This is a genomic window from Gammaproteobacteria bacterium (assembly GCA_013151035.1).
Taxonomy (GTDB): Bacteria; Pseudomonadota; Gammaproteobacteria; order JAADJB01; family JAADJB01; genus JAADJB01.
On the sequence record JAADJB010000036.1, the window covers coordinates 12,225 to 37,670 of the forward strand.

Here is a 25,446-nt window from a genome sequence, read left to right on the forward strand (position 1 = left end):
ACAACCTTTATCAACGACTATGAACCACCTGATTCCGCAGATAGACCGGAATTGCCTGGTCAGCCGCATCTATCTCCTGTCTTGCTGCCTTATCCAATGCCAGCGTAGCCACATCGCAGGCATGAGGGTGGGCATCGGCATAACACTCAGACACCTCAAAACCCAGACGCTGTTGCAGTGGGTCGGTATATTCCAACCAGCCACTGCCTGCCCCACACCATACAGATCCCGAATTACCCGGTACAAAAACTTGTTCAGGACGACAGACCTGCTCCTCACTCTGTCGCTCAACCAATCCCGCATCATTAGCAACATAACAGCCCCAGTAGACCTCATTCATACGCGCATCAAATGCCGCCAATACCTGTCCAGCCTTATATTGTCGAACAATACCCTGTGCTAATGCTGCCAGTGACGAGACCCGGATCAAGGGTAAGTCCAGTCCCAATGCAACCCCCTGTGCCACCCCGGCAGCAATACGCAGCCCGGTAAAGCCACCCGGCCCCTGAGCAAAGGCAAGGGCATCCAGTGCGGATTTATTAATCCCGGCATCGCTCAACAATTCATCAATCATGGGTAACACAAGATGGGTATGTTCACGCGGCGCAATGCGAAACAGCTCTTTGATTTCACCATTGATACTCAGTGCTACCGAGCAGGCATCTGCCGAGGTATCCAGTGCCAGTAGATTCATTGAATACACTCCCGTTCAATTCCGGGGTCTGCCCCTGCTTTTATTTGGGGTCTGACCCCGGTTTTATCAAAAAAGGCAGCCACCTCTTGCAGATTATTACAACGTGGCATCTTTGGAATACTGTTCAGGAAGGTCTTGCCATAAAATTTTGAACGCAGTCGAGGATCACACAATACCAACAGGCCTCGATCACTTACATCACGAATCAATCGTCCAACACCCTGCTTCAAGGTAATCACCGCATTGGGCAACTGGTATTGCATAAAAGGATTCACACCACTGGCTCGAATATGTTCGATACGTGCCTGCAACACTGGATCACCTGGCGAGGCAAAAGGTAGCTTGTCGATAATCACACAAGACAGTGCCTCACCTCGTACATCGACACCTTCCCAAAAGCTACTGGTACCCAACAACACGGCATTACCGGCCTGACGAAAACGTTCCAGCATCTCACCACGGGAAAATTCACCCTGTACCAACAAGGGGTAATTCAGATCATCATTCTGTAACGCCTCTGCCGCCTCACGTAAGGCGCGGTGACTGGTAAACAAGACAAAAGTGCGCCCCTGACTCAATGGCAACAAATCCCGAATCAGCTGAATCACCGCTGTATTATAACCCGGTGTATTAGGCTCAGGCAGCCCCTCGGGTAGATACAAACGTGCATTTTCCTCATACGAAAAGGGACTATCCAGTTTCAGGGTATGCACGTCATCCAGCCCCATCGCCTGAGAGAAGTGAGTGAAACTATTGCCTACCGCCAGGGTTGCCGAGGTAAATATCCAGGCACTATCCACGGCCGCCATGTGCCTTTTGAACACCGGCCCTGAATCCAGCGGCGTAAAGATCAAACGGAAATAGCGACCACTGGTCTCATACCAATGGATATAACCCTCGGGAGTCACATCGGTCAACCGTGCCAGACCAACTAATAGAACCTCACTGCGTTGATAACAATTATCCAACCCCCGGCTTCGCGTGCTGGCAATCTGTAGATAATCATACAGACCCTGTAGCCCTCCATGCAGGCGCGTCAGACTATCACGCAGATAAGCAGAGCCACTAATATCTTTCCAGAAACCCTTATTATTTCCTCGACCCATAGCAAGCCGAAAATCAGCCACATCGGTCTCCAGATGATGCGCAGCATCCAGTAACTCACGCATATCTGCCGCATATTGCAGACATTCCAGGGTGACATCGCGTGCCAGGGTTTGTAACTGACGACTACTGATCTGCTCACCAAAAAACCGCGTCGCCAACTCCGGCAACTGATGTGCCTCATCCAGAATCAGGGCATCCACACCCGGCAATAACTCACCAAAGCCCTCGTCCTTTAACGCCATATCGGCTAATAATAAATGATGATTAATCACCAGCAGATCTGCATCCATCGCTTCCTTGCGCGCATTGGCAACATAGCAATCGGAAAACACCGGACACTCCATACCCAGGCAATTATCCAGGGTTGATGTCACCTGCCGCCAGACCATCGCATCCTCAGGGACATCGACCAGCTCAGCAATATCACCAAAACGAGTCACAGCGGCCCATTGTTGTATCTTTTTGATCTCAACCAATGCCGCTGTATTAGTATGCCCTATCTCATCAATCTGCTGTTGCAGACGGTAGGAACAAAGATAATTGGAACGTCCTTTCAACAAGGCCGTTTTGATACCCGACTTTAGTGCTTTTTTTATAAGCGGCAGATCACGATGATAGAGCTGATCCTGTAGATGACGCGTACCGGTAGAGATAATAACCTTGCGCCCGGATAACAGGGCAGGCAACAGATAGGCATAGGTCTTACCAGTACCGGTACCCGCCTCAATAACACTGATGGATCGTTGATCCAGAACCTGTTCAACACACTCCGCCATCTGCTGTTGAGCACAACGCGGCAAGAAGCCATCCAGGGTATTCGCCAGAATGCCATCCGCACCCAACATTTCGTATGATGTTGCCATTTAATCCGCCTGGTTACTCCAGACCTCATCATCCTCGACCTCACCCTCACCCCTGATCCAGACCAGCCGGGAGATCTTTTTAAAACGAGCAACCGACATCGCTCCACGGCGCTTGCGACTACTGCCCTCATCCTCATTCAGGGTAAAGATAATATCGTTGCGTTGAGCCTCATAGATTTCAAAGGTCTCAAAGTCATCATCCATCAACACCAGCACAATACTATCCCATTTTTGTTCCACCTTGATCTGACCAATGCGTTGCCCTCCCTTCTTTTCATCGAAGATGGCGCGACCCTTAATCTGTATATGCTTACCCTCTCGCTTACCCCGACCAATCGCATCATAGCCACCCGGCTTAGGATTACAAAGTTCAAGATTAAGCAGACGCGCCGCATCATGTTCCGCAATCTCACCACTGATCCCCGGCAAGGGCTTACCCATCATCTTGCGATAGGATGCCGCCAGATTTCTAGCCTCACTCATCAATTTATCAATGGAATAAACGCTCATACCCACCCTATTCTAAGGAACAAGTCACGATTGTACATGATTTTTTTCCAATACCGCCCACTCAAGAGGCAGGGATTGCTCCTCTTGACCAGAGACCCTTGCCCGCAAGGACGCGGGCACGGAGCCACCATGGATGGTTTCACGGCGCGTCTCTGATCAAGAGGAGCAATCCCTGCCTCGAACTAACCAGGCATATTTTTACAATTCACATCCTGAATTACAGCCACAAAAACCTTACCGTTAAAGCTCAAACAAGGCAATCGACTCCACATGCGCCGTATGCGGAAACATATCCATAACCCCGGCAGATACCAGACGATAGCCATAATCATTCACCAGCATACCCGCATCCCGCGCCAGAGATCCCGGATGACAAGAGACATAGACAATCCGTTTAACACCCAGTTTAACCAGTTGCGGAATTACCTCTTTCGCACCACTACGCGGAGGATCAAGCAATACCTTATTGTATGGGCCACTCAACCAGGACTCAGCATTAACATCCGCCATCAGATCTGCCAGGTGAAATTCAGCATTTTCAATACCATTAGAAATGGCATTCTCGCGCGCCCTTTTCACCAGATCAAGACTACCCTCTACCCCAACCACATGCCCCGCATGTCGCGCCATCGGCAGGGTAAAATTACCCAGGCCACAAAACAGATCCAGTACCCGATCATCCTTATTCAGGTCCAGCATCTTAATCACTTGCGCAATCATATCCCGATTAATGGCGGGATTAATCTGGGTAAAGTCCGTCGGTTGAAACTGAATCAAGATATCTTCATCAGCAATGGCGTAACTCAAACCCGCCTGATCAGGATAGAGCAGATGAATACTATCCGGCCCCTCCGGTTGCAGATAAATTTGCATATCATGCTGTTGTCCAAAGGCCATCAGTGAGGCATGATCCTGTTCAGTCAGTGCCTCCAGGTGCCGGAAGATCAATGCCACCGCATCATCACCAATCGCCACCTCGATCTGCGGCATACGCATTGGAATAGATAAGTCCGAGATCAGATCCGCCAATGCCCGCAGCTTCATACCCACCGCCGGATGCAACACCTCACATTGATCCAGTTCCGCTAGAAAACCACTGCGTTTCTCACGAAACCCCACCAGCATCTTTTCCTTCTTGATGACATAACGCGCACCCATCCGCGCCTTATGACGATAACCCCACACCGGCCCGGTCAACGGTTCTAATTGCGTCTCCGGTATCACCTGACCAATACGTTGGAGATTATCCATCAATATCTCATGCTTCGCCTTGATCTGCGCCTCAGCACTCATGTGTTGTAGACTACATCCCCCACAGATCGCCGCATGCCGACAACGCGGTTCAACACGATCTTCCGAGGCAGTAATCACCTCACACACACGCCCCTCATCAAAACTCTTTCGTTTTGAAGTATAGAGAAATTCAATTTCTTCACCCGGTAAGGCACCATCAATGAAGATCGTCTTACCCTCGATATGCGTCACACCCTTGCCATCATGGGACAGGGATTCAATAGTGGTTCTAACCGGGTCAACCGGAAGGCGTGCTTTTCTGGATCGTCTGGACATACTTTTTATCACTCTATTATTAGGTATAACTAGAACAAGGGGTATGGGTTAAAGATCTTTAGTAAAGACCGTTGCCCGCATGGACGCGGGCATCGAGCCTACATGGATGTATTCACGGCGTGTCTTTACTAAAGATCTTTAACCCATACCCCGACTTCATTACGAAGCACCCCAGGCCTCAAGAAACTCAGTAAAATGAGGCGCATCACTAGCATGTAATAATTCTTTCAACAAATCACATTCTCGATCATAACCATCCTGATCCAGATTACCGCGTATCATCTCAAAACGCAGATAAACCAGATAGGTATTCAATACATCGGTTTCACAATAATCACGAATTTCATCAATCATCCCATCCTGATAATAATCCCACACCTTAGCCCCACTCATCCCCATCTTGCCAGGGAATCCCAACATGCTAGCAATCTCATCCAGGCGCACATTGGCACGCGGCTGATAGCCTGCCAGCACCTCCATCAAATCGGTATGACGAGCATGGTAACGACTAAGATAATTATTCCACTTAAAATCCCGATCATTCTCACCCTGATCCCAGTAACGAGGACAAGATACCCCGTGTAACAAGGCACGATAATGAATCACCGGCAAATCAAAACCACTGCCATTCCATGACACCAGGGTCGGTACATAACGATCCAGCCCTTTAAAAAAGCGTTCCAGCAATTCCTTTTCCGAGGAATCCGCATCACCCAATGACCAGACCTTAACACCATCATCCGAACGCAACACCGCCGAGATAGCCACAATACGTTGCAAGTGATGGCGCAGAAAATCACTGCCCCCGGTCTCTTCACGTCGCTTATGAAACATAATTTCAGCGACATCCTTATCCGCCAACCCCTCAAGTTCATGCAAACGACAACCCGATGCCACATCCGGCACCGTCTCAATATCAAACACTAAAGTATTCATTCTGGAAACACACCTGTTGATAGATAACGATCACCACGATCACAGATAATCACCACGATAACCGCATCCGGTTCTCGCCTCGCCACACGCAGAGCTGCTACCACCGCGCCACCCGACGAGATACCAGCAAAAATACCTTCCTTCTGTGCCAGTGCCCGCGTGGTATCCTCAGCCTCCTGCTGCCCCACATCAATCTGCTCATCCACCCGTTCATCCTGATAGATGCTCGGTAGATATTCCTTAGGCCAACGACGAATACCGGGGATTGCAGCACCCTCTTCCGGTTGTACACCGATGACCTGTATTTTATTATTTTGTTCTTTCAGGTAACGTGAGACCCCCATGATGGTGCCGGTGGTTCCCATTGCACTAACAAAATGCGTAATCTCACCCTCGGTATCACGCCAGATCTCAGGCCCGGTACTTTCATAATGCGCCAGCGGATTATCCGGGTTGGAAAATTGATCCAGTACCAAACCCTTGCCCTCACGCGCATATTGATCCGCCAGATCACGCGCACCCTCCATGCTCGCCTGTTGACTCACTAGCACAATCTCGGCACCAAAGGCACGCATTACCGCACGTCGTTCCACGCTCATGTGTTCCGGCATAATCAGAATCAACTTGTAGCCACGAATCGCCGCCGCCATCGCCAGTGCAATCCCGGTGTTACCACTGGTTGCCTCGATCAGGGTATCACCCGGATGAATATCACCGCGTAATTCAGCATGATGAATCATGCTCAATGCCGGTCGATCCTTGACCGAACCGGCTGGATTATTACCTTCAAGCTTAACCAACACCGTTCCCATATCGTCAGTAACCAGACGTTGTAAGGCAACCAATGGGGTATTACCGACAAAATGATCCAGATGATGTATTTTCATAGGGTGCAGTTTACTGCATTAACCTGTTAATTTCATGGAAAAATGACACATTTACCCTTCCGATAAGATAGAATCATATCTACTTGATATTGTAGAAAATAGATAATGAAAGAACCTATGTATAACAAACACCTACTATCTGCTATCACCCTGTTGCTGTCACAAAACGCCTTCAGCAACGAGCATGTTGATGACTTCGAAGATTACCTGATGGATGAAATGCCCATCGTGCTTTCGGCTACCCGCCTGGCACAACCCAAAAGCGAGGCACCCGCAGCCATGACCATTATTGATCGTCGTATGATTGAATCCAGTGGTGCTATCGAGATTGCAGAGTTATTTCGTCTGGTACCCGGCTTTCAGGTTGCCTATGCCAGTGGAGCCAATACTGGATATACCATGACCGTCACCTATCATGGTTTTAGTGGTGAGCGTTCCAGTCGCACCCAGGTGCTGATTGATGGTCGTTCAGCTTATAGTGCAGCCGATGGTACTGTGGACTGGTTCAACCTGCCGATCACCATTGATGATATCGAACGCATTGAAATAGTACGCGGACCCAATGGTGCCACCTTCGGTGCCAATGCCTTTATTGGCACTATCAACATCATTACCAAGGATCCAAATGAATATAGCGGAACCGACTACATCGCCACTTATGGTAATAAAGGCATACGCGAGGGTACCATACGCAATCATTATCAATCAGAAAAACTTAATCTCCGTATTACCGCCAGAAGATCCATGGATACTGGTTTTGATAACACTCGCTTTCTAAAAAACCGCAACAACCCTGCATCTGGCTACGAAACCTTTATCGCAAATGACCAGAAACGCACAACACTAATCAATACTCGTGGTGATTATGAGATTAATATAAACAACAAGATTGATTTTGGTATTAGCTATGTAGAGGGTTATCGCGCACAAGGCGCTAATGGTGATGCGAACTATATTCCAAATGACATGATTGCTCTACCCCATGACAGCAATACAATATTTCAACATGAACATATACGCTGGACACACACTCGAGGGGATGAAGAAGAGATTAGCGTTCAATTTTTTCACTCCTATAATAACCGTAAGGAAATCGCCTATGATGTCTTTGCCAACTCGGGAAACCCAGGCTATATCGCAGCCTTTGGTAGTGATGCCATGCTTGATTATGGCAAAAAGGAACAACGTTACGAAGTTGAACTCCAACATAGTAAACGAATCAATGAAGACTACCGCCTGATATGGGGAACAAGCGCACGATTAGATCGTGTCAGCAGCCCCACATGGTTTGATCGTACAAGTGACATCAGAACATATCTGTATCGCATATATACTAATCAGGAATGGCATGCCAGTGACAAGATCCTGATCAATGCTGGTATCATGCTGGAACATAGCAGCCTTAGTGGTACCGAGACGGCACCCAGGCTCGCCATCAACTATGCTGTTACCCCTAACCATAATATCCGGCTCGGTGCATCCAGGGCGGTTCGCCTGCCGAATATCTACGAGGCCTATGCTGCAGTACAACCACAGACTTATAACGGCATCATCATTACCCAGTTCCAAAAAAGCACAGGTAATATTCGTACAGAAAAGGTATCGTCTATTGAACTGGGTTACCTATGGAATCAACCGTCCATTCATACCGAACTGGATGTCAGGATATTCCGTGACAAGATTACTGATTACATCAAACAGGGGGTCAAGGACAAAGGCCCCGCTGCAACCTGGGAATCCTATATCATGAATAGTCCCGGTATAATTATCAAAGGAATCGAATTCAGCCTGAATTATAAACCAAGCCGATATAGCTTAATCAATCTCAACCATGCCTACCTCAATGCCCGTGGTGCCTCAATTGATCGCTTTACCGATATTAATGACCCAGCAACCTATGCCTATGAAACCGGTGATTACAGAAATGTCCCCACCCAGACCACCAGCCTGTTTGTCAGTCATCGACTAGCCAATCAATGGGATGTCAGTGCCATCTATTATCGTGTTAGTAATATGCGCTGGCAGGGTAATGGCGATGATATCCCGGGACAAGATCGACTGGATCTAAGGATATCCAAAAAATTTAAGCTGGCAGGTAACGATACCAGTGTCGCCATTACCGCTCAAAACATCCTGGGAGAATATGTAGGATTTGCAGATGGTTTCATCATGGATACCAAGGTTTTATTAAACCTTAAGTTACACTTGAACTAACCGATAGTATGAAGCATTAATTAATATGTTTTTAACACATGGAATTATTTGTCTTGCAGGATGCTCATGTTAACGTCTATTAGTCGGCTATTACTCCTCTCAATCGGGCTGTTATTGGCAACCATGGCTCAGGGTAGCGAGGCAATAAAAACCTGTGCTATTACCATCATCTTCAACCCGCAAAACGAGACCCATCAAAGCGTACAGCAGGCCTTAAACAATGGACTGCAACAAGAACAGAACACACGATGTCTCATCACAGCCATTGATTACACCCACAATCAAAAACAAACAATAACCCGAAATCAGGACCTGGTTGTTAGCATTGGCTCAAAGGCATCCGAATGGGCTATTAACAAAGTCAACCAGTCCCCGTTACTGGCAATCATGGTATCGAGTGAAAAATACAAGTCCCTCAGCACGCGTTTTCCCGGTCAATTATCAGCCATTGTTATTGACCAGCCCATTGCTCGTTACTACCAGCTTATCAAGGCAAGCATGCCCGATATTCAACATGTCAATACGGTATTCGGATCACATTCCAGAAAACGCAAACCAGAGATGGTCGAACAAGCAAAAAACTATGCCATAAAACTTCATTCCTATACATTATCGACACATGATACGGTGCTGGATGCCTTAAACCGCATTATGACGAAATATAATAGTGTGTTACTGACCCTGCCGGATCCTGCTGTAATCAATAGGCGTAGCATACGTTCCATATTGTTACACGCCTATCACAAAAATACCCCGGTATTCGGTTTCTCCAGTAATTATGTCCGTGCCGGTGCCATTGCCGCTGTATTCACTACCCCAGATCAATTTGGACGGGAGGCCGCAGATGAAATTATCCTGCGTGCAGATAACAAACAGTTTTCCAGTACACAAATGAAATACCCATCACGATACGACATCAAAACCAACACACGCGTAATTAAATCCATGAATCTGGTTCTCCCTTCCTTAGCCGAAATTCGTAAACGAATGCGAGCACAACCATGATTAAGGGCATACGTGAACGGGTACTTATCCTCACCCTTATCCCTACCATCGTAGCCTCGATGGTGCTTTCTGTATTCTTTGTTTATGCACAGATCGAGGATTTCAATCAATCATTACACTTTCATGGACAGGCGATTGCCAACCAACTCGCACCCGCCAGTGAATACGGCGTATTTTCCGGCAATCTAAAGGTACTACAATCATTGGCGAATAATGCAGTAAAAGAAGCCGATGTTTACTCCATCATCATCAAGGACATTGATAATAATATCCTGGCAAAAACCATCAATCCTCAGAGCAAAAACAACCTTGAGTTACGCAAGAAACTACTCTTTAGTGCCTCAATATTACAAAGCGAGATTGTTATAAATGATCTCGGCCAGGACTCCACGCCCCGGACAGAGCCAGCTAGAAATATACTCGGCACCGTCAATGTGCAACTGGACCATAGTCGTGCCAGCCAAGAGGTTCAGGAAATCATTATCAACAGCATCATAATCATTATTATTGCACTGCTGATCAGCACACTGATTGGTCTCAGATTTGGTCACCACATTATTCAGCCAATCCTGGACATGACACACGGCATTGAAAAAATCGGCAAGGGTAAGCTATCAACCCGAATTAATGCCATTTCCAAAGGAGAACTTGGCAGACTGGAAAAAGGCATCAATGCCATGGCCGACAGCATGGAGTCATCACGACGACAACTCATGGACGAAGTCTCTGAGGCAACATCAGATCTACGAGAGACACTAGAAGCGGTAGAGATACAAAATGTTGAACTCTCGTTAACCCGCAAACAGGCACGACTGGCCAATAAAACAAAATCCGAATTTGTTGCTAATGTTAGTCATGAACTAAGAACCCCGATGAATGGCATCATTGGTTTTGGAAAATTGTTATTACATAGTCCTTTAAACAAAGAACAAAAAGATTACGTCGAAACCATCCTGAAATCATCGACCAACCTGTTAAGTATCGTTAACAACCTGCTGGATTTTTCAAGGATTGAATCCGGGAAAATAGCCGTGGATATCCAAGCTTTTGATTTAAGGGAATGTCTGGAAGAAGGGATTAAATTACTGGCTCCCGAGGCGCATAAAAAGAATCTTGAACTGAGCCTCCTCATCTACAACGATGTCAACACCATGGTGTTCGGTGATGCCTTGCAGCTACAACAGGTGATTATTAATCTAGTTTCAAATGCCATTAAATTCACAGATCAAGGTTCTGTCATCATCCGCGTCATGCTGGAGGATGAAGACAAGAAATATATCTCATTACGCATTACCGTCACCGATACCGGAATCGGTCTGAACAATGAAAAAAAGGATCTTTTATTTGAAGCCTTTAGCCAGGAAGACACCTCAATCACCCGAAAATACGGTGGTACTGGATTAGGTCTATCCATCTCACGCAAACTTATGCAATTAATGGGTGGTCAAATCGGTATCAATAGTGACCAGGACAAGGGTGCAAGTTTCTGGGTTACACTAAAATTACAGAAAAACCCCGCTGGACATACACCGTCCACACATCCGTTAGACGGCATGAATGCCCTACTCTACGAATCGATGAACATATCACAGCTCGCCACGCAACATCTGCTTGATATGTTTGGCCTCAAGACCACTATTGCCAATAGTCCCGAACAATTAGCCAGGCTACTGGAAAACAATCAATATGATATTCTGTTAATCGATATTAATCATCATGAACGCATGGAATCCCATGATAAATATTACCGCTATAACAGTGGCAGAATTATACCTGCTATCATTATCAGCAATCATATTGAAGACCCGCAACAGTCTATATTACGAAATAAAGCCTTCACTCAATTAATCACCCGACCAGCCAGCAAAAACAATCTGATTACCGCCTTATATAAATTACTAGGCATCAATAGTAACGAGATAAAAACGCAGAATAGCCATAAAGACATTGATCATGAAGAACAAAAACATATACTCCACGGTATTAATATATTACTGGTTGACGACAATGAGATTAATCGCAAACTAATCACTATACAACTGAAACAAATGGATGCCCATATAGATATTGCCAGCAGTGGTGAAGAGGCTATTCAGCAATGCAACAAAAACCAATATCATCTTATCCTGATGGATATTCACATGCCCGGAATGAGCGGCCCGGATACAACTAAGGTGATTCGTAGTCATAGCTCAATAAACAGCAAGACTCCTGTTATCGCCCTGACCGCCAATGCCATCCCTGAGAAACGAGCAGAATGGTTCTCCGTCGGGATGATTGATTGCCTGATAAAGCCAGTATCGAATGAAGACATGGTGGATACGATCCTAAGTCATATTAATATTAATATTAATACTGATACTGATACTGATACTGATAATCAACCCGTCACTAAAATAATAGATAAAAATAACGCAGAAAAACCAACAACACTGGATCTGAAAAAAATGTTGTTCGATGAGGTTAAAAGGCTATTCCCCCTGATCGAGAAAAGCTATCAATCAAGAGACTATGATGAGATGCAGTCGCTAGCACACACACTCAATGGTGCAGCAGCCTATTGCCAGGCAGAGCAATTAAGAGTAGTCGCAAAACAACTGGAAAACGATATTCATTCAGCAGACCAACAAGCCATCAAACGATCCTTTGATGCCCTTGCTAACCTGGTTAACTCGTCATTCCGGATGTAACGAAGCTGTAATCACTCACAGACAACAAAAGCTAATGCGTATTCTCTTTCATCGCTGATACTCAAATGAATTTTATTCACCTCCAGATGATTGGATATATCCTCGGCCACTCCGCTTAATCGCAGTTCCGGCTTACCCTTAGCATCATGGATAATACTGATATCCGCATAATGTATTCCTTGTGAAAAACCAGTACCCAGAGCCTTAACTGTGGCCTCTTTAGCGGCAAAGCGTTTAGCCAGGAAATGAACCGGGTGTTGCATTTGATAATATTCAGACAGCTCATGCTGTGACAGTATCTTTTGTGCGAAGCGTTGTTGAAAACGTTGGTGTATCTGACGAATCCGCTCGACACTCACAATATCGGTACCGATACCAATCAAGGCTACACCTGTCTCGCTGTCTGTATCAGGGTCTTCATCTCACTCACGGCCGATTGCAGCCCCGTAAACAGGGCGCGCGCAATAATAGCATGCCCAATATTCAGCTCACGCACCTCATCAATAACTGCAATCGCCTGAACATTCTGATAATTCAAACCATGTCCGGCATGAACCCGGATACCTTCATTGTGGGCATAGCTGATATTTTCAATAATCACACCCAGTAAATGCTCCTGCTCCATTGAACTAGTGGCATCAGCAAAGTGACCGGTATGAATCTCGATACAGGGTGCCCCACATTCCAGCACCGCATCAATCTGTTTCCTGTCGGCATCAATAAATGGAGACACACGAATACCGGCATCCGCCAGACGCTGGCAAGCCGTTTTAATCGTCGCCCGTTGACCTGCAACATCCAGACCACCCTCTGTTGTCAATTCTTCACGACGCTCTGGCACCAGACAGCAATCTTCAGGTTTTAAGTTCTCGGCAATCGACAACATCTCATCGGTTACCGCCATCTCCAGATTCATACGTGTCAACAACACCTGTTTAATCAACGTAACATCACGTTCCTGAATATGTCGCCTGTCCTCGCGCAAATGCAAGGTCACGCTATCGGCACCCGCCTGCTCAACCTCAATCGCAGCCTGTACCGGGTCGGGATAACGGGTTCCCCGTGCCTGTCGCAAGGTTGCCACATGATCAATGTTGACACCTAACAAGATGGGTACGCTTTGATTCATTGTTCTACGCTCTCTCTAATCACACACTATCTACATTCAGATGATTATTCATATCCCTGCATACTGCACGAGTCTTCATTGCCGACACACCCACATGATGCGCTAACACAAATCGCATCAAGCGTTTCGCCTCAAGCTGACTGCGTGGTGTTTCAAACACCTCATTATGCAATGATAACAAACACTCACCGGATACCTTTACCCCGGATAGCACACCGGCTTGATAGACCCTCGGACCTGTCTCGGGGATATATTCATATTCTGATTCTTCTTTAACCTGTAAGCCGGTATTTTCTTCCACATCAAGCAACAAGGCATAACCCAATTGTTGTAACAGTTTTTTTTCAAATAGCCTCAGCGTTAATTGCTCATCGCCATCAGAAAAAAGATCCTCTATTGTCGCTGCATAATGTTCAAACAATTCACTATGTGGATCATGTCGATGCAACAACTTCAGAATAAGTTCATTAATATAAAAACCACTGAGCACACGTTTACCACTAATTATAAAACCGGTCGATGCCGCTTCAATATCCGTTAGTGTACCCAGATCCCCTCGCTCCAGCCATGAAATCAACAGTGGTTGAAACGGTTGAAATAGTGCCTTGTTACGCGAACGGGATGAACGTGCGCCTCTTGCCACCAACCCCACACGCCCATACTCATGACTAAACACCTCCAGCAACAAACTGGTATCACGATACGGTCTGTGATGCAGAATATACGCCGGTTGCAGGACAATTTTATTACGTTTACTCACAGCCAAACTGTTAATGTTAACTCAAGAGACAGGGATTGTTCCTCTCTAACAGAGACCGTCAACCGCAGGGATGCGGCTGTCGAGCCACCATGGATGGTTTCACGGTGTGTCTCTGTTAGAGAGGAACAATTCATGTCTCGAACTCAAATAACTTACTTATCAACATAGGCATCCCAATCATACCCCAAACTACGCAATGCCCGCTCATCATCCGCCCAACCCTCTTTCACCTTAACCCAGAGTTGCAGAAAGACCTTTTTCTCCAGTTGTCGTTCCAGATCCTTACGTGCGTCACGCCCAACCTGCTTCAATACTGAACCCGACTTACCAATAACAATCGCCTTTTGAGAATCACGTTCCACCCAGATCAAACCATGAATACGAGTGATTTTCTCCTGCTCCTCGAACTTCTCAATTTCAACCGTCAGACCGTAGGGCAATTCCTGCCCCAAGCGTCTGAATAACTTTTCGCGAATAAATTCGGATGCCAGAAAACGTACACTGCGATCCGTAATCTGATCCTCATCAAAGAGTGGTGGTGCCACCGGAATCATATCCCTTAGCAAGCCTTCCAGTGCATCGACATGCTCTCCGGTAATAGCCGAGATAGGCAATATATGGGCAAATTCATAACGCGTAGTAAGTTTTTTCAGATAAGGTAAGAGATCCGACTTGTCTTTCATACGATCAATCTTATTGATCGCAACAATAACCGGTACCTTGAGATGCTCGAACTTATCCAATACCAGTTGATCCTCATCGGTCCAACGTCCTGCATCCACCAGCATGACCACCACATCGACATCATAAAGGGCATCAGATGCCGCCTTATTGAGAAAACGATTAATCGCCTTTTTAGCATGTCGATGCAGACCCGGCGTATCCACATAGATCATTTGTGCACCATCATCTGTTTTGATACCCAGGATACGATGGCGAGTCGTCTGTGGCCGTCTAGAGGTAATACTCAGCTTTTGGCCCAGAATCCGGTTCATCAATGTTGACTTACCCACATTCGGTCTGCCAATTAATGCAATCATTCCACAACGATAATCTTCTTGCTCTTTTAACACGTTTATTTATTCCTGCATCAGTACAGCAAACATCTTGCCTGCTGCATCCTGTTCGGCCTTACGTCGACTCCCACCCTGCCCGGAGACCTCACCAACAATAGAACCGACAACACAATGCACCGTGAATATTTGTGCATGTGCCGGTCCTTTGGTACTCATCACCTTATACTCCGGCAGAGGTTGTCCCCTTGCCTGAAGATATTCCTGTAATTGAGTCTTTGGATCCTTACCCACATCCGCGCTTTGCATCTTATCCAGACGACCTTTATACAAGGACAGGATAATATCGCGTACGCTGGAAAAACCAGAATCCAGGTAGATCGCACCAAGAATGGCCTCAACAGCATCTGCCAGGATAGAAGCGCGACGAAAACCACCACTTTTTAACTCACCGGAACCCAATTCAAGATACTGTCCAAGATCCAGTTCCAGACCGATCTCACTCAAGGTTTCTTTTTTAACCAGACTCGCACGCAAACGACTCATCTCACCTTCAGTAGCCTGAGGAAACTTCTGGTACAAGGCATCCGCAATGACCATACCCAGTATCGAATCACCCAGAAACTCAAGACGTTCATTATTACTGGCACTGGCACTACGATGTGTCAATGCCTGTTGCAGAATCGCATCATCTGAGAAATGATAGGCTAATAATTTACATAGTTTAGCAAGGGACATAATTATCGATGTTTAATAAATACTTCTTTACTAAAACTGACAACCGCATCAATATTGCTGATCATCTTGACCCTGACCTCATAATCAATCCAGATCCGCATCTTCTCACCGCGTGCATCAATCTTCACATCAGCAGAATTAATGGTATCAACATTATCCACATTAAAGCGTTTAGTTAATGCTTTGCGTACAGCCAACGGGGTCTTTATCTTGCTCCCAGGATCCGATATGGCATTAAAGGCTCGTTCTACTGACATGAACTCCATATAAGCAGGCACCAGTCGCATACCCATGAGAACAAAAGTCGACAGCACACCTAACAATAACAACCAACCCGCTGTAGAAACGCCTTTTTGTCTATGCATCATTACCATCCCCTACTCTATTTTTTCGCCAATTCGATCCCAACCAACACCATCACCGGCTGAATCCCAATTCATCCATATTAAAAAGGCCTTACCCACCAGATTCCCCTCAGGAACCGTGCCCCAATAGCGGCTATCATTACTATTATCTCGATTATCCCCCATCATAAAATACTGACCTTCAGGCACCACAAATTCACCTTCAACACCAGGTGTTCGTCTACGGATCAGAATACTATGATTATTGCCTGTCAGATTTTCGACCCTGATTTCAGCACCGGACATAGAGGCATTGGAACCCTGACCAATATATTGTCCTATCGGCATCTGAGGCATGGGTTTTCCATTCACATAGACTATCTTGTCGTAATAGCCTATCCGATCACCCGGTTCACCAATGACACGTTTGATGTAATCTGTAGAAGGGTCCTTAGGATAACGAAACACAACCACATCACCTCGTTTGGGTGAATCAACCTCAAGCAACTTGGTATGAAGAACAGGCAGGCGCACACCATAGGCATATTTATTCACCAGGATAAAATCACCCACCAGAAGAGTCGGCATCATTGACCCTGACGGGATGCGAAAGGGTTCAGCAATAAAGGATCGTAATATCAATACAATCAGAATAACCGGGAAAAAAGATTTCGCATACTCAACAACAACCGGTTCAGTTGCATCACCATCAACCGCATTCAAATTTCTTTTTTTAGCAAAAAAAAGCACATCAATCAGCCATATCAATCCAGTTAAAAATGTGGCTAATACCAATATTGCAGGGAAGGTTAAACTCATAAAAGATTCCTTAATTTTTACCAACTTTGAGTACGGCCAAAAATGCCTCCTGAGGGATTTCGACCTTGCCAAAGCGTTTCATACGTTTCTTACCCGCTTTCTGTTTTTCCAACAGCTTGCGTTTGCGTGATACATCACCACCATAACACTTAGCGGTTACATTTTTACGCAGCGCCTTAACCGTGGTACGGGCAATAACCTGGGTACCAATCGCAGACTGAATGGCAACATCAAACATTTGTCTGGGAATTAAATCCTTCATCTTTGAAGCCAGATCACGACCACGGTATTGTGCCTGATCACTATGAACAATCATAGACAAGGCATCCACTCGTTCACCATTGATCAACACATCCAGTTTCACCAATGGTGCCGCCTGAAAACGATCAAAATGATAATCAAAAGAGGCATAACCGCGACTCACTGACTTCAAACGATCAAAGAAGTCCAGTACCACCTCACTCATGGGTAATTCATAGGTCACCGAAACCTGATTACCCATATATTGCATATTTTTTTGCACACCCCGTTTTTCAATACAGAGGGTAATCACTGCACCCAGATAATCCTGTGGTACCAGTATATTCGCAACAATAATGGGTTCGCGAATTTCTTCAACCTGATTACCCTCGGGTAGATCTGCCGGGTTATCAATCTGAACCGCATTATCTTTATTATCCAGAATTTCATAGATAACTGTTGGTGCTGTCGAGATCAGATCAAGGTCATATTCACGTTCCAGACGTTCCTGAATAATCTCCAAATGCAACATACCCAGGAAACCACAACGGAAACCAAAGCCCAATGCCTGCGAGGTCTCCGGTTCAAAGTGCAAGGCCGCATCGTTCAGACGCAATTTTCGCAGCGCCTCACGCAGGTCTTCATAATCATCCGAAGAAATCGGAAACAAACCGGCAAACACCCTCGGTTGCACCTTCTTGAAACCAGGTAAGGCTTTACTGGCAGGTCGATCTACGTGAGTCAGGGTATCACCCACTGGTGCCCCATCAATATCCTTGACCCCGGCAATAATATAACCCACTTCACCCGCAGCAAGCGTGTCCTGGTTCTCACGTTTAGGGGTAAAAATACCGACCTTATCAACCAGAAAGTTACGCCCGGTCGACATCACTTGTATCTTCTGACGTGGCTTCAGCGTGCCTTGCATCACTCGAACCAACGAGATAACACCCACATAGCTGTCAAACCAGGAATCGATAATCAGCGCCTCCAATGGCGCATCTCTATCCCCTGCAGGTGCAGGAATCTTGTGCACCAGATCTTCCAGCAGATCATGTATGCCAACCCCGGTCTTGGCGCTGACCCGGATGGCATGCTCGGCTTCAATACCAATAATTTCTTCAATCTCGGTAATAACCCGTTCCGGTTCAGCCGATGGCAGATCAATCTTGTTAAGAACCGCCAACACCTCCAGACCCTGCTCAATCGCGGTATAACAGTTAGCCACACTCTGTGCTTCTACACCCTGAGCGGCATCAACCACCAACAAGGCACCCTCACAGGCTGCCAGTGATCTTGAGACTTCGTAGGAGAAATCCACATGCCCGGGGGTATCAATAAAGTTCAACTGATAGACTTGACCATCATCCGCTTTGTAATCAAGAGAGACGCTCTGCGCCTTGATGGTAATGCCACGCTCGCGTTCAAGATCCATCGAATCCAGCACCTGAGAATCCATCTCACGATCAGTCAAACCACCACAGGTCTGAATAAAACGGTCAGCAATGGTTGATTTGCCATGATCAATATGGGCAATAATTGAAAAATTCCGGATATGCTTAAGATCGGCCATTAATACCTGCAATTACACCCGTCACTCACAGGCGCATTTTATTATAAAAAACCACCAGCCTCATTAACCTCAAGAGGCGGGGATTGCTCCTATTTAACAGAGACCGTTGCCCGCATGGACGCGGGCATCGAGCCACCATGGATGGTTTCACGGCGTGTCTCTGATAAACAGGAGCGATTCATGCCTCAAACTCACCGGGCACACTGCTTTCAAACCCTGCCGATTATACATCAGAAACCCGTTGGGAAATGCAAATAATCACGCAGAGCCACCTCATCAAGAAAATGATGACATATCTCCCCTGATTGCCCCATCAGAACAGGAACCCATTCATTATATTGTTGCCGTAAACTTTCATCGGCATCAATATCAACACAGACCCAGACCAAATCCAACTCTTGCTTAAGCCTCATGAGTTGCTGTTCCATATCTTCACATAAATGACACCCATGACGGGTATACAGGGTCAGAACTGGCATTACTCAGTTACGCGCAATGGAATAAACGTCGACATATCGCCACGTTGAACCAAAACAGGCACCACATCACCCGCTTTTAACTCAGCCTCCAGCATCCTGAAATGCTTAACATTCCTGATCTTGCGATTACTCATCCGCAGAATGACATCACCCCGGCGAATACCACTATCCATTGCATCACCCGGCTCTAGCCCTTGCACATAAACACCCGTACGCGCCTTACCGAGCTGTTTTTTCTGTTCACGCGTCAAATCTCCCAGACTCAAACCAAGGCGATAGCCATCGGCAGCATCGGGTTGCAGCGATGATTCATCACCTTCTATCTGTGCAGGAAGATCACCAATTTTGACCTTTAACCTACGCTGTTTGGCATCACGCAATAATTTAACCAGCACCGTCTTGCCCGCCTGGGTCGAACCCACCACTGGCGGCAAATCCGATGAGGTATCAATGTTATTACCTGCAAATTGTAGAATAACATCACCCACTTGCAACCCTGCCTCAGCTGCAGGACCGCCATCAACCACACCCGCTATCAAAGCTCCTTGCGGTTTTTTCATACCAAATGATTCAGCCAGATCTCTAGTCACATCCTGAATCGCCACACCCAGCCAACCACGACTAACATGCCCGCTTTTTTTCAACTGCTTCGCCACATCCATCGCCACATCAATCGGGATCGAAAAAGACAACCCCATGTAGCCCCCGGTACGACTATAAATCTGTGAATTAATACCCACAACCTCACCCGCCATATTAAACAGCGGGCCACCCGAATTACCCGGATTAATCGCGACATCAGTTTGAATAAAGGGGATATAATTTTCATTCGGCAAGGCACGACGTTTGGCACTTACAATACCCGCCGTTGCCGATGCCTCAAAACCAAATGGGGAACCAATCGCCAACACCCATTCACCCACTTCAAGCTCAGATGAATGACCAATACTTGCAACCGGCAGATTATCGGCATCAATCTTTAATAAGGCCAGATCACTACGCGCATCCGTACCAATAACCGTTGCTTCCAGTTCACTACGGTCATACAGACGTACCAACACCTCACTGGCATCCTTGATGACATGATTATTGGTCAGGATATAACCATCGGCTGAGATGATAAAACCAGAGCCCAGTGAACGCGCCTTACGTTGTCTCGGTGCTGCACCGCCTGGTTCAAGAAATCGTTTAAATAGTTCACCAAATGGACTGCCTTCAGGAAACTCAGGGAGACCTAGACCAGGGGGCAGCCCATTCATACTCGGTTTTATATTTTGCACCGTACTGATATTAACTACCGCATTGCGGTTGTTTTTTACCAGATCGGTAAAATCAGGGAGTGTCGCTGCCTGCGACGAAAAAGAGACCAGACAGACTAAAAAAAAAGAGGATAAAAATACCTTGGGTGAACTCATATTCATTTAAAAAAACCTCTCATTACTATCCCATTAATTAGTTATTCCTACCACTGCCATCCTCGCAGCACTATCTTGTCATCCTAGCCACACCATTTTGTCATCCTCGCGCAGGCGGGGATCCATCGTTTTTATATTTAAGATAGATTCCCGCCTGCGCGGGAATGACAGTTTTCTGCCTGCGCAACAACACCGGTTTACTGATCCTGTTACCATCTGATCGCGCAGAAAAATTTCGAACCAGTGATAAACCCGCAACAAGCCCGGCAATCCCACCCGTCACCACCAACCATTCACCTTGAATACCCAGACCTTGCGCAAGATACTGTCCTGCTAATGCAACAATAAACAGCAACACCAGTGGTAATAAATAAATCAGCAATGAACCTAATAATAAGGTCTGTTCTTCCAGCCCAATAATTACCTTATCACCCACCATAACCCGCAAATGATTATCGACATCAAGCCGTATCGGCTTACGTCCTAATACACGGGATAATGAACCTGTCCCACAGCCACTTTTTGCCTCACATGAAGAACAAGCAGATTGACTTTGAACCTCAACGGTAACGACATCTACCGTTGCTGAAATAACCAGTGCCTCTTGTTCCAACACAATCAATCACCCTTTCTGACCAGAGAACGAACAATTTCTTCCACCGTCCGTAACGGAACCTCACCAACCGCTGTAACCGGATAACCGGATATTAACAGAGCATAAATATTCACCACACCCATACTCATACCGCCGGTAAATACCTCATCTTCATCCTGACCCTCCTGCGGATGATCGATATAGACAGAGACACTGGCAAGACCATCACTAAAGACCAGGTGTTCAACCCAGTCCTTGCGCATGGGCATGACATGGCGATAATGATGTGTCTTGATAAAACCAGCGGGTAAATTAACTGAATGCCAGACAGAATCTGGCATAAGCTCACTAAACTTCGGTTGATGCTTTACATCATGCAAGGCAAAGGTATTCTGGTCTTCATTAACCTCAAAATAGCTATCATCGATATGATCCAGCACCTCAATACGAGTAAACATAATCTGCTCAAGGATATTGCCACCCACATCCAGTATATCTGAACGTAATAATAACCCCGTATCCTTATCCAGCCATAACTTGTAACCATAGCGATAATCATCTTTCGACTGAATACTAAGAACTGTACTCATCTGACCTGCCATTCGATTATCCGCTAATATTTGCAAGCGATAATAAGGTTTTAGATCGTCCAGTTGACGTCCAAATACAGTGGGCAATGGTGAACGCGGTTGACTTTCATCAATCATCACCGACTTTTCTTTAGGTAGCACACAGATAACAGAATGGTTACGCCGTATTACCTCCCGCGCCTCGCCCGTTAAGGAAATCAAGCGCTCCTTTTCACCCTTCTCATTAGCCTGATGAATAATACGCATGGCCTGAATCGCACCATCACCATGATAGATAAATTCTCCGATATAATTCATATTGCGCGTTGCATCCGACATCCTGTCCAACCACTGTTGTGGCGTATCAGCGGCCCATGAAATCTGCGTGACCAATGCCAACGAAATAATAATTAAACGAATCAACATATAAAGTTAAGGCTTGCCATCAGAGGAAACCACACGAACATAAGGCAACATACCTCGCACACGATTGGATGAGGCATATTCGCTATGATTCACCAGATACTGATTTAACCGGGTGTTCTGCTGCAAACGAATCACATCCATACTTTGTCTGTCACTCACTTGCACATAGGCAGGAGATGGTACCGGCAAGGCATCCATACGCGCCATAGCCGGGGCATTATAGCTCTTTTCCTGTGTCATCATGTTCTGTACCAGCGCAATAGATACCATTGCGACTGATGCCGCCACTGCCAGACCCAACACAGGCTTTAAGAGCGATTGCAGGAAAGCAGACTTATGCTTATCCTGATAAGAAGGCTCACTTGATATCGCCTGTGCGACCTGTGACGCAATGGAATCATCCTCATGCATTACCCGTTGTTTTCTCATCACGTCACCAATCATGTGATAACGCGCCCACTGTTGACGCAAGGCAGGATCTCTCTGCATACGCGACATTAGCAGTTCCTGTTCCTGTGATGAAAGTTCATCATCCACCATTGAGGATATTTGTTGTTTGATCGTATCAGACATCACACCATCTCCAGATAACTACACTCACCCTGCCAGGGCCTGTAATTTATTATCAATCTCATTACGCGCTCGAAAAATCCGGGATCTCACCGTCCCCACTGGACAGTCCATCGTCTCGGCAATTTCTTCATAACTCAGCCCTTCAAACTCACGCAGACTAATGGCGGTACGCAATTCCTCGGAAAGGCCTTCAATCGCCTTACCGATAACCTCCGCAACTTCATCTTCAAGCATGATATTTTCAGGTGTTGAAATATCATAAAGTGCACTGGCACCTTCATAAAACTCAGCATCATTCACATCAATATCTCCAGCAGGTGGTCGTCTTTTCCGCGCAAGCAGATGATTCTTTGCCGTATTAATGGCAATTCGATAAAGCCAGGTATAAAACGCACTATCGCCTCTAAAACCCGGCAAGGCCTTATATGCCTTGATAAAGGCATCCTGTGTAACATCCAGAGCATCACTGTGGTTATGAACATAACGCATCACAAGCTGCACAATTCGATTCTGATATTTTAATACCAGCATATCAAATGCCTGCTTATTACCTTGTTGTACCTGTTCCACCAGCATTTGATCAGAACCGCTAACAGCCATCCACCTCTTTCCTTTACATCTTGCATTAAAAGACAGTCATCCCGTTAAATAGTTCGCCTTTGAAGTTAAAAAAGCGATACTATGTAAAGGAACCTGATTACATTACTAGCAATGATACACCTATGCAACAAGCTCAACATGATGTTCTTATTATAGGCAGTGGTGCAGCCGGTCTGGGACTGGCACTGCAACTGGCTGACGATGCCAACATAGCCATTCTGTCCAAGGGCGCGGCATCCGTTGGTAGCACCTTCTATGCCCAGGGTGGCATTGCTGCCGTACAAGACATCAATGACTCGATCGAATCCCACGTCAAGGATACCCTCAATGCTGGTGCCGGACTTTGCAATGAAGAAATCGTTCGTTTCACTGTTAGCAAGGGCCCCGAGGTCATCAAATGGCTAGAATCCCAACACGTCCCCTTTACGGTTGAGGGTGACTCCGGTCATTACCACCTCACCCGTGAAGGTGGGCATAGTCACCGCAGAGTTATTCACGCCACCGATGCCACCGGAAAAGCAATAGAAACCTCACTACTCGATCAGGTACAACAACATGAAAACATTCATCTGTTCGAACACCATATTGCCATTGACTTGATCACCAGCGATGATTCAGATAAACGCTGTCAGGGGGCCTATGTGCTCAATAAAAACCTGGATCAGATTGAGGTATTTAGGGCTAAATTCGTTATTCTTGCCACCGGTGGTGCGAGCAAGGTCTATCTTTACACCAGCAACCCGGACACTTCCTCCGGTGACGGGATTGCCATGGCATGGCGCGCAGGTTGCCAAATAAGTAACCTCGAATTCATCCAGTTCCATCCTACCTGTATGTACCATCCCAGGGCCAAGTCTTTTTTAATCAGTGAAGCCGTGCGCGGTGAAGGCGGTCGACTATTGTTACCCGACGGTAGCACCTTCATGGAACAGTTTGATCCACGCGCCGAACTCGCCCCCAGGGATATTGTCGCGCGCGCCATTGACCATGAAATGAAACGCCTGGGTGCCGAATCCTTATTCCTCGATATCAGTCATCGCCCGCGTGATTTTATTATCGAACATTTCCCCAACATCTATGCCAAGTGTATTGAATTTGGCTATGACATGAGTAAGGAACCCATTCCTATTGTACCCGCCGCACACTATACCTGCGGCGGGGTCAAGGTTGATCAGCACAGTCATACCGACCTAAACGGACTCTATGCTATTGGTGAAACAGCGCATACCGGTCTGCATGGTGCCAACCGCATGGCAAGCAACTCCCTGCTGGAATGTCTGGTCTTTGCCCACTCGGCAGCCGAAGATATCCGTTCAAAACTCAAACAGGTCGAATTCCCACCGCCCCTGCCGGAATGGGATGAATCGCGCGTCACTGACTCCGATGAAGAAGTTGTCGTCAGCCATAACTGGGAAGAGTTACGCCATTTTATGTGGGATTATGTCGGTATTGTGCGCAGCAACAAGCGCCTGGAACGCGCCCTGCGTCGGGTACAATTACTGCAACATGAGATTGCCGAATATTATAGCAACTTCAGAGTCACCAACGACCTGATTGAACTGCGTAACCTGGTGCAGGTTGCCGAACTGATTATCCGTTCCGCCCAGGCGCGAAAAGAGAGTCGGGGGTTACACTACAACCTGGATTATCCTGATGTGGATGATAGCCAACCCGCCAGAGACACATGTTTGAAGTAGG

At 46.5% G+C, this 25,446-nt stretch carries 25 protein-coding genes; 4 read left to right on the forward strand and 21 right to left on the reverse strand.

Features of this window, described 5'->3' with window-relative positions; genetic code table 11:
• Positions 1-10: 10 nt before the first annotated feature.
• From tsaB to cysM, 6 genes are all read right to left on the reverse strand, one after another.
• Complete coding sequence (tsaB, locus tag GXP22_08115; protein ID NOX09433.1) at positions 11-694, reverse strand: tRNA (adenosine(37)-N6)-threonylcarbamoyltransferase complex dimerization subunit type 1 TsaB; 684 nt, start codon at positions 692-694, stop codon at positions 11-13.
• A complete protein-coding gene (locus GXP22_08120; GenBank protein NOX09434.1) occupies positions 691-2,664 on the reverse strand; it encodes an ATP-dependent DNA helicase in 1,974 nt (657 codons plus the stop codon). The genes tsaB and GXP22_08120 overlap by 4 nt, the downstream gene beginning before the upstream one ends.
• Complete coding sequence (locus tag GXP22_08125) at positions 2,665-3,174, reverse strand: hypothetical protein (GenBank protein ID NOX09435.1); 510 nt, start codon at positions 3,172-3,174, stop codon at positions 2,665-2,667.
• Positions 3,175-3,414: 240 nt separating this feature from the next.
• Positions 3,415-4,743, reverse strand: coding sequence for a 23S rRNA (uracil(1939)-C(5))-methyltransferase RlmD (gene rlmD / locus GXP22_08130; GenBank protein NOX09436.1), 1,329 nt, complete (start codon positions 4,741-4,743; stop codon positions 3,415-3,417).
• A gap of 159 nt (positions 4,744-4,902) precedes the next feature.
• The gene (locus GXP22_08135; protein NOX09437.1) at positions 4,903-5,679 is read right to left on the reverse strand and encodes a 3'-5' exonuclease; all 777 of its coding nucleotides are present in this window, start codon (positions 5,677-5,679) and stop codon (positions 4,903-4,905) included.
• Positions 5,676-6,566, reverse strand: a complete 891-nt coding sequence (gene cysM / locus GXP22_08140) for a cysteine synthase CysM (protein ID NOX09438.1) — start codon at positions 6,564-6,566, stop codon at positions 5,676-5,678. Before cysM ends, GXP22_08135 begins: the two co-directional genes overlap by 4 nt.
• Positions 6,567-6,671: 105 nt before the next feature.
• Between cysM and GXP22_08145 the strand changes: the two genes are divergently transcribed.
• From GXP22_08145 to GXP22_08155, 3 genes are all read left to right on the forward strand, one after another.
• Positions 6,672-8,780 (forward strand): TonB-dependent receptor, encoded by a 2,109-nt coding sequence (locus GXP22_08145; protein ID NOX09439.1) that lies wholly within the window; start codon positions 6,672-6,674, stop codon positions 8,778-8,780.
• 66 nt (positions 8,781-8,846) lie between these two features.
• On the forward strand, positions 8,847-9,785 hold the full coding sequence (locus GXP22_08150; GenBank protein ID NOX09440.1) for a hypothetical protein: 939 nt from the start codon (positions 8,847-8,849) through the stop codon (positions 9,783-9,785).
• Positions 9,782-12,475: a response regulator gene (locus GXP22_08155; GenBank protein ID NOX09441.1), complete on the forward strand. Its 2,694-nt coding sequence runs from the start codon at positions 9,782-9,784 to the stop codon at positions 12,473-12,475. Before GXP22_08150 ends, GXP22_08155 begins: the two co-directional genes overlap by 4 nt.
• A gap of 11 nt (positions 12,476-12,486) precedes the next feature.
• Here the strand turns inward: GXP22_08155 and GXP22_08160 are convergent, their stop codons facing one another.
• The 15 genes from GXP22_08160 to rpoE form a co-directional block, all read right to left on the reverse strand.
• Positions 12,487-12,858 carry a holo-ACP synthase gene (locus GXP22_08160; GenBank protein NOX09442.1) on the reverse strand — a complete coding sequence of 124 codons (372 nt, stop codon included), beginning with the start codon at positions 12,856-12,858 and terminating at the stop codon, positions 12,487-12,489.
• 2 nt (positions 12,859-12,860) lie between these two features.
• Entirely contained in the window at positions 12,861-13,604 is a 744-nt protein-coding gene (gene pdxJ, locus GXP22_08165) for a pyridoxine 5'-phosphate synthase (protein ID NOX09443.1), read from the reverse strand.
• A 19-nt stretch (positions 13,605-13,623) separates the two neighbouring features.
• On the reverse strand, positions 13,624-14,364 hold the full coding sequence (gene recO, locus GXP22_08170; protein ID NOX09444.1) for a DNA repair protein RecO: 741 nt from the start codon (positions 14,362-14,364) through the stop codon (positions 13,624-13,626).
• Entirely contained in the window at positions 14,361-14,498 is a 138-nt protein-coding gene (locus GXP22_08175) for a hypothetical protein (GenBank protein ID NOX09445.1), read from the reverse strand. Before GXP22_08175 ends, recO begins: the two co-directional genes overlap by 4 nt.
• A gap of 18 nt (positions 14,499-14,516) precedes the next feature.
• On the reverse strand, positions 14,517-15,404 hold the full coding sequence (locus tag GXP22_08180; protein NOX09446.1) for a GTPase Era: 888 nt from the start codon (positions 15,402-15,404) through the stop codon (positions 14,517-14,519).
• A 39-nt stretch (positions 15,405-15,443) separates the two neighbouring features.
• On the reverse strand, positions 15,444-16,115 hold the full coding sequence (rnc, locus tag GXP22_08185) for a ribonuclease III (protein NOX09447.1): 672 nt from the start codon (positions 16,113-16,115) through the stop codon (positions 15,444-15,446).
• Positions 16,116-16,117: 2 nt separating this feature from the next.
• A complete protein-coding gene (locus GXP22_08190) occupies positions 16,118-16,483 on the reverse strand; it encodes a DUF4845 domain-containing protein (protein NOX09448.1) in 366 nt (121 codons plus the stop codon).
• 9 nt (positions 16,484-16,492) lie between these two features.
• A complete protein-coding gene (gene lepB / locus GXP22_08195; GenBank protein ID NOX09449.1) occupies positions 16,493-17,278 on the reverse strand; it encodes a signal peptidase I in 786 nt (261 codons plus the stop codon).
• A 10-nt stretch (positions 17,279-17,288) separates the two neighbouring features.
• Positions 17,289-19,091, reverse strand: coding sequence for an elongation factor 4 (lepA, locus tag GXP22_08200; GenBank protein ID NOX09450.1), 1,803 nt, complete (start codon positions 19,089-19,091; stop codon positions 17,289-17,291).
• Positions 19,092-19,321: 230 nt separating this feature from the next.
• The gene (locus GXP22_08205) at positions 19,322-19,570 is read right to left on the reverse strand and encodes a glutaredoxin family protein (GenBank protein NOX09451.1); all 249 of its coding nucleotides are present in this window, start codon (positions 19,568-19,570) and stop codon (positions 19,322-19,324) included.
• Positions 19,570-20,985, reverse strand: coding sequence for a DegQ family serine endoprotease (locus GXP22_08210; protein ID NOX09452.1), 1,416 nt, complete (start codon positions 20,983-20,985; stop codon positions 19,570-19,572). The genes GXP22_08205 and GXP22_08210 overlap by 1 nt, the downstream gene beginning before the upstream one ends.
• A 100-nt stretch (positions 20,986-21,085) precedes the next feature.
• The gene (locus tag GXP22_08215; protein ID NOX09453.1) at positions 21,086-21,601 is read right to left on the reverse strand and encodes a SoxR reducing system RseC family protein; all 516 of its coding nucleotides are present in this window, start codon (positions 21,599-21,601) and stop codon (positions 21,086-21,088) included.
• Between the two features lie 2 nt (positions 21,602-21,603).
• Entirely contained in the window at positions 21,604-22,575 is a 972-nt protein-coding gene (locus GXP22_08220) for a hypothetical protein (protein ID NOX09454.1), read from the reverse strand.
• Between the two features lie 6 nt (positions 22,576-22,581).
• Positions 22,582-23,148 (reverse strand): sigma-E factor negative regulatory protein, encoded by a 567-nt coding sequence (locus tag GXP22_08225; protein ID NOX09455.1) that lies wholly within the window; start codon positions 23,146-23,148, stop codon positions 22,582-22,584.
• Between the two features lie 24 nt (positions 23,149-23,172).
• Positions 23,173-23,748, reverse strand: a complete 576-nt coding sequence (gene rpoE / locus GXP22_08230; GenBank protein ID NOX09456.1) for an RNA polymerase sigma factor RpoE — start codon at positions 23,746-23,748, stop codon at positions 23,173-23,175.
• 122 nt (positions 23,749-23,870) lie between these two features.
• On the opposite strand from rpoE, the gene nadB reads away from it, so the two are divergent.
• A complete protein-coding gene (nadB, locus tag GXP22_08235; protein ID NOX09457.1) occupies positions 23,871-25,445 on the forward strand; it encodes an L-aspartate oxidase in 1,575 nt (524 codons plus the stop codon).
• The last annotated feature ends 1 nt before the right edge of the window (position 25,446 follow it).

What these genes read in the sequence shown, in the direction of transcription:
- tsaB (NOX09433.1), bottom strand. Translation starts at nt 694, where the DNA reads ATGAATCTACTGGCACTGGATACCTCGGCAGATGCCTGCTCGGTAGCA.
- GXP22_08120 (NOX09434.1), bottom strand. Translation starts at nt 2,664, where the DNA reads ATGGCAACATCATACGAAATGTTGGGTGCGGATGGCATTCTGGCGAAT.
- GXP22_08125 (NOX09435.1), bottom strand. Translation starts at nt 3,174, where the DNA reads ATGAGCGTTTATTCCATTGATAAATTGATGAGTGAGGCTAGAAATCTG.
- rlmD (NOX09436.1), bottom strand. Translation starts at nt 4,743, where the DNA reads ATGTCCAGACGATCCAGAAAAGCACGCCTTCCGGTTGACCCGGTTAGA.
- GXP22_08135 (NOX09437.1), bottom strand. Translation starts at nt 5,679, where the DNA reads ATGAATACTTTAGTGTTTGATATTGAGACGGTGCCGGATGTGGCATCG.
- cysM (NOX09438.1), bottom strand. Translation starts at nt 6,566, where the DNA reads ATGAAAATACATCATCTGGATCATTTTGTCGGTAATACCCCATTGGTT.
- GXP22_08145 (NOX09439.1), top strand. Translation starts at nt 6,672, where the DNA reads ATGAAAGAACCTATGTATAACAAACACCTACTATCTGCTATCACCCTG.
- GXP22_08150 (NOX09440.1), top strand. Translation starts at nt 8,847, where the DNA reads ATGTTAACGTCTATTAGTCGGCTATTACTCCTCTCAATCGGGCTGTTA.
- GXP22_08155 (NOX09441.1), top strand. Translation starts at nt 9,782, where the DNA reads ATGATTAAGGGCATACGTGAACGGGTACTTATCCTCACCCTTATCCCT.
- pdxJ (NOX09443.1), bottom strand. Translation starts at nt 13,604, where the DNA reads ATGAATCAAAGCGTACCCATCTTGTTAGGTGTCAACATTGATCATGTG.
- GXP22_08175 (NOX09445.1), bottom strand. Translation starts at nt 14,498, where the DNA reads ATGAATTGTTCCTCTCTAACAGAGACACACCGTGAAACCATCCATGGT.
- GXP22_08180 (NOX09446.1), bottom strand. Translation starts at nt 15,404, where the DNA reads ATGATTGCATTAATTGGCAGACCGAATGTGGGTAAGTCAACATTGATG.
- rnc (NOX09447.1), bottom strand. Translation starts at nt 16,115, where the DNA reads ATGTCCCTTGCTAAACTATGTAAATTATTAGCCTATCATTTCTCAGAT.
- GXP22_08190 (NOX09448.1), bottom strand. Translation starts at nt 16,483, where the DNA reads ATGATGCATAGACAAAAAGGCGTTTCTACAGCGGGTTGGTTGTTATTG.
- lepB (NOX09449.1), bottom strand. Translation starts at nt 17,278, where the DNA reads ATGAGTTTAACCTTCCCTGCAATATTGGTATTAGCCACATTTTTAACT.
- lepA (NOX09450.1), bottom strand. Translation starts at nt 19,091, where the DNA reads ATGGCCGATCTTAAGCATATCCGGAATTTTTCAATTATTGCCCATATT.
- GXP22_08205 (NOX09451.1), bottom strand. Translation starts at nt 19,570, where the DNA reads ATGCCAGTTCTGACCCTGTATACCCGTCATGGGTGTCATTTATGTGAA.
- GXP22_08210 (NOX09452.1), bottom strand. Translation starts at nt 20,985, where the DNA reads ATGAGTTCACCCAAGGTATTTTTATCCTCTTTTTTTTTAGTCTGTCTG.
- GXP22_08220 (NOX09454.1), bottom strand. Translation starts at nt 22,575, where the DNA reads ATGTTGATTCGTTTAATTATTATTTCGTTGGCATTGGTCACGCAGATT.
- GXP22_08225 (NOX09455.1), bottom strand. Translation starts at nt 23,148, where the DNA reads ATGTCTGATACGATCAAACAACAAATATCCTCAATGGTGGATGATGAA.
- rpoE (NOX09456.1), bottom strand. Translation starts at nt 23,748, where the DNA reads ATGGCTGTTAGCGGTTCTGATCAAATGCTGGTGGAACAGGTACAACAA.
- nadB (NOX09457.1), top strand. Translation starts at nt 23,871, where the DNA reads ATGCAACAAGCTCAACATGATGTTCTTATTATAGGCAGTGGTGCAGCC.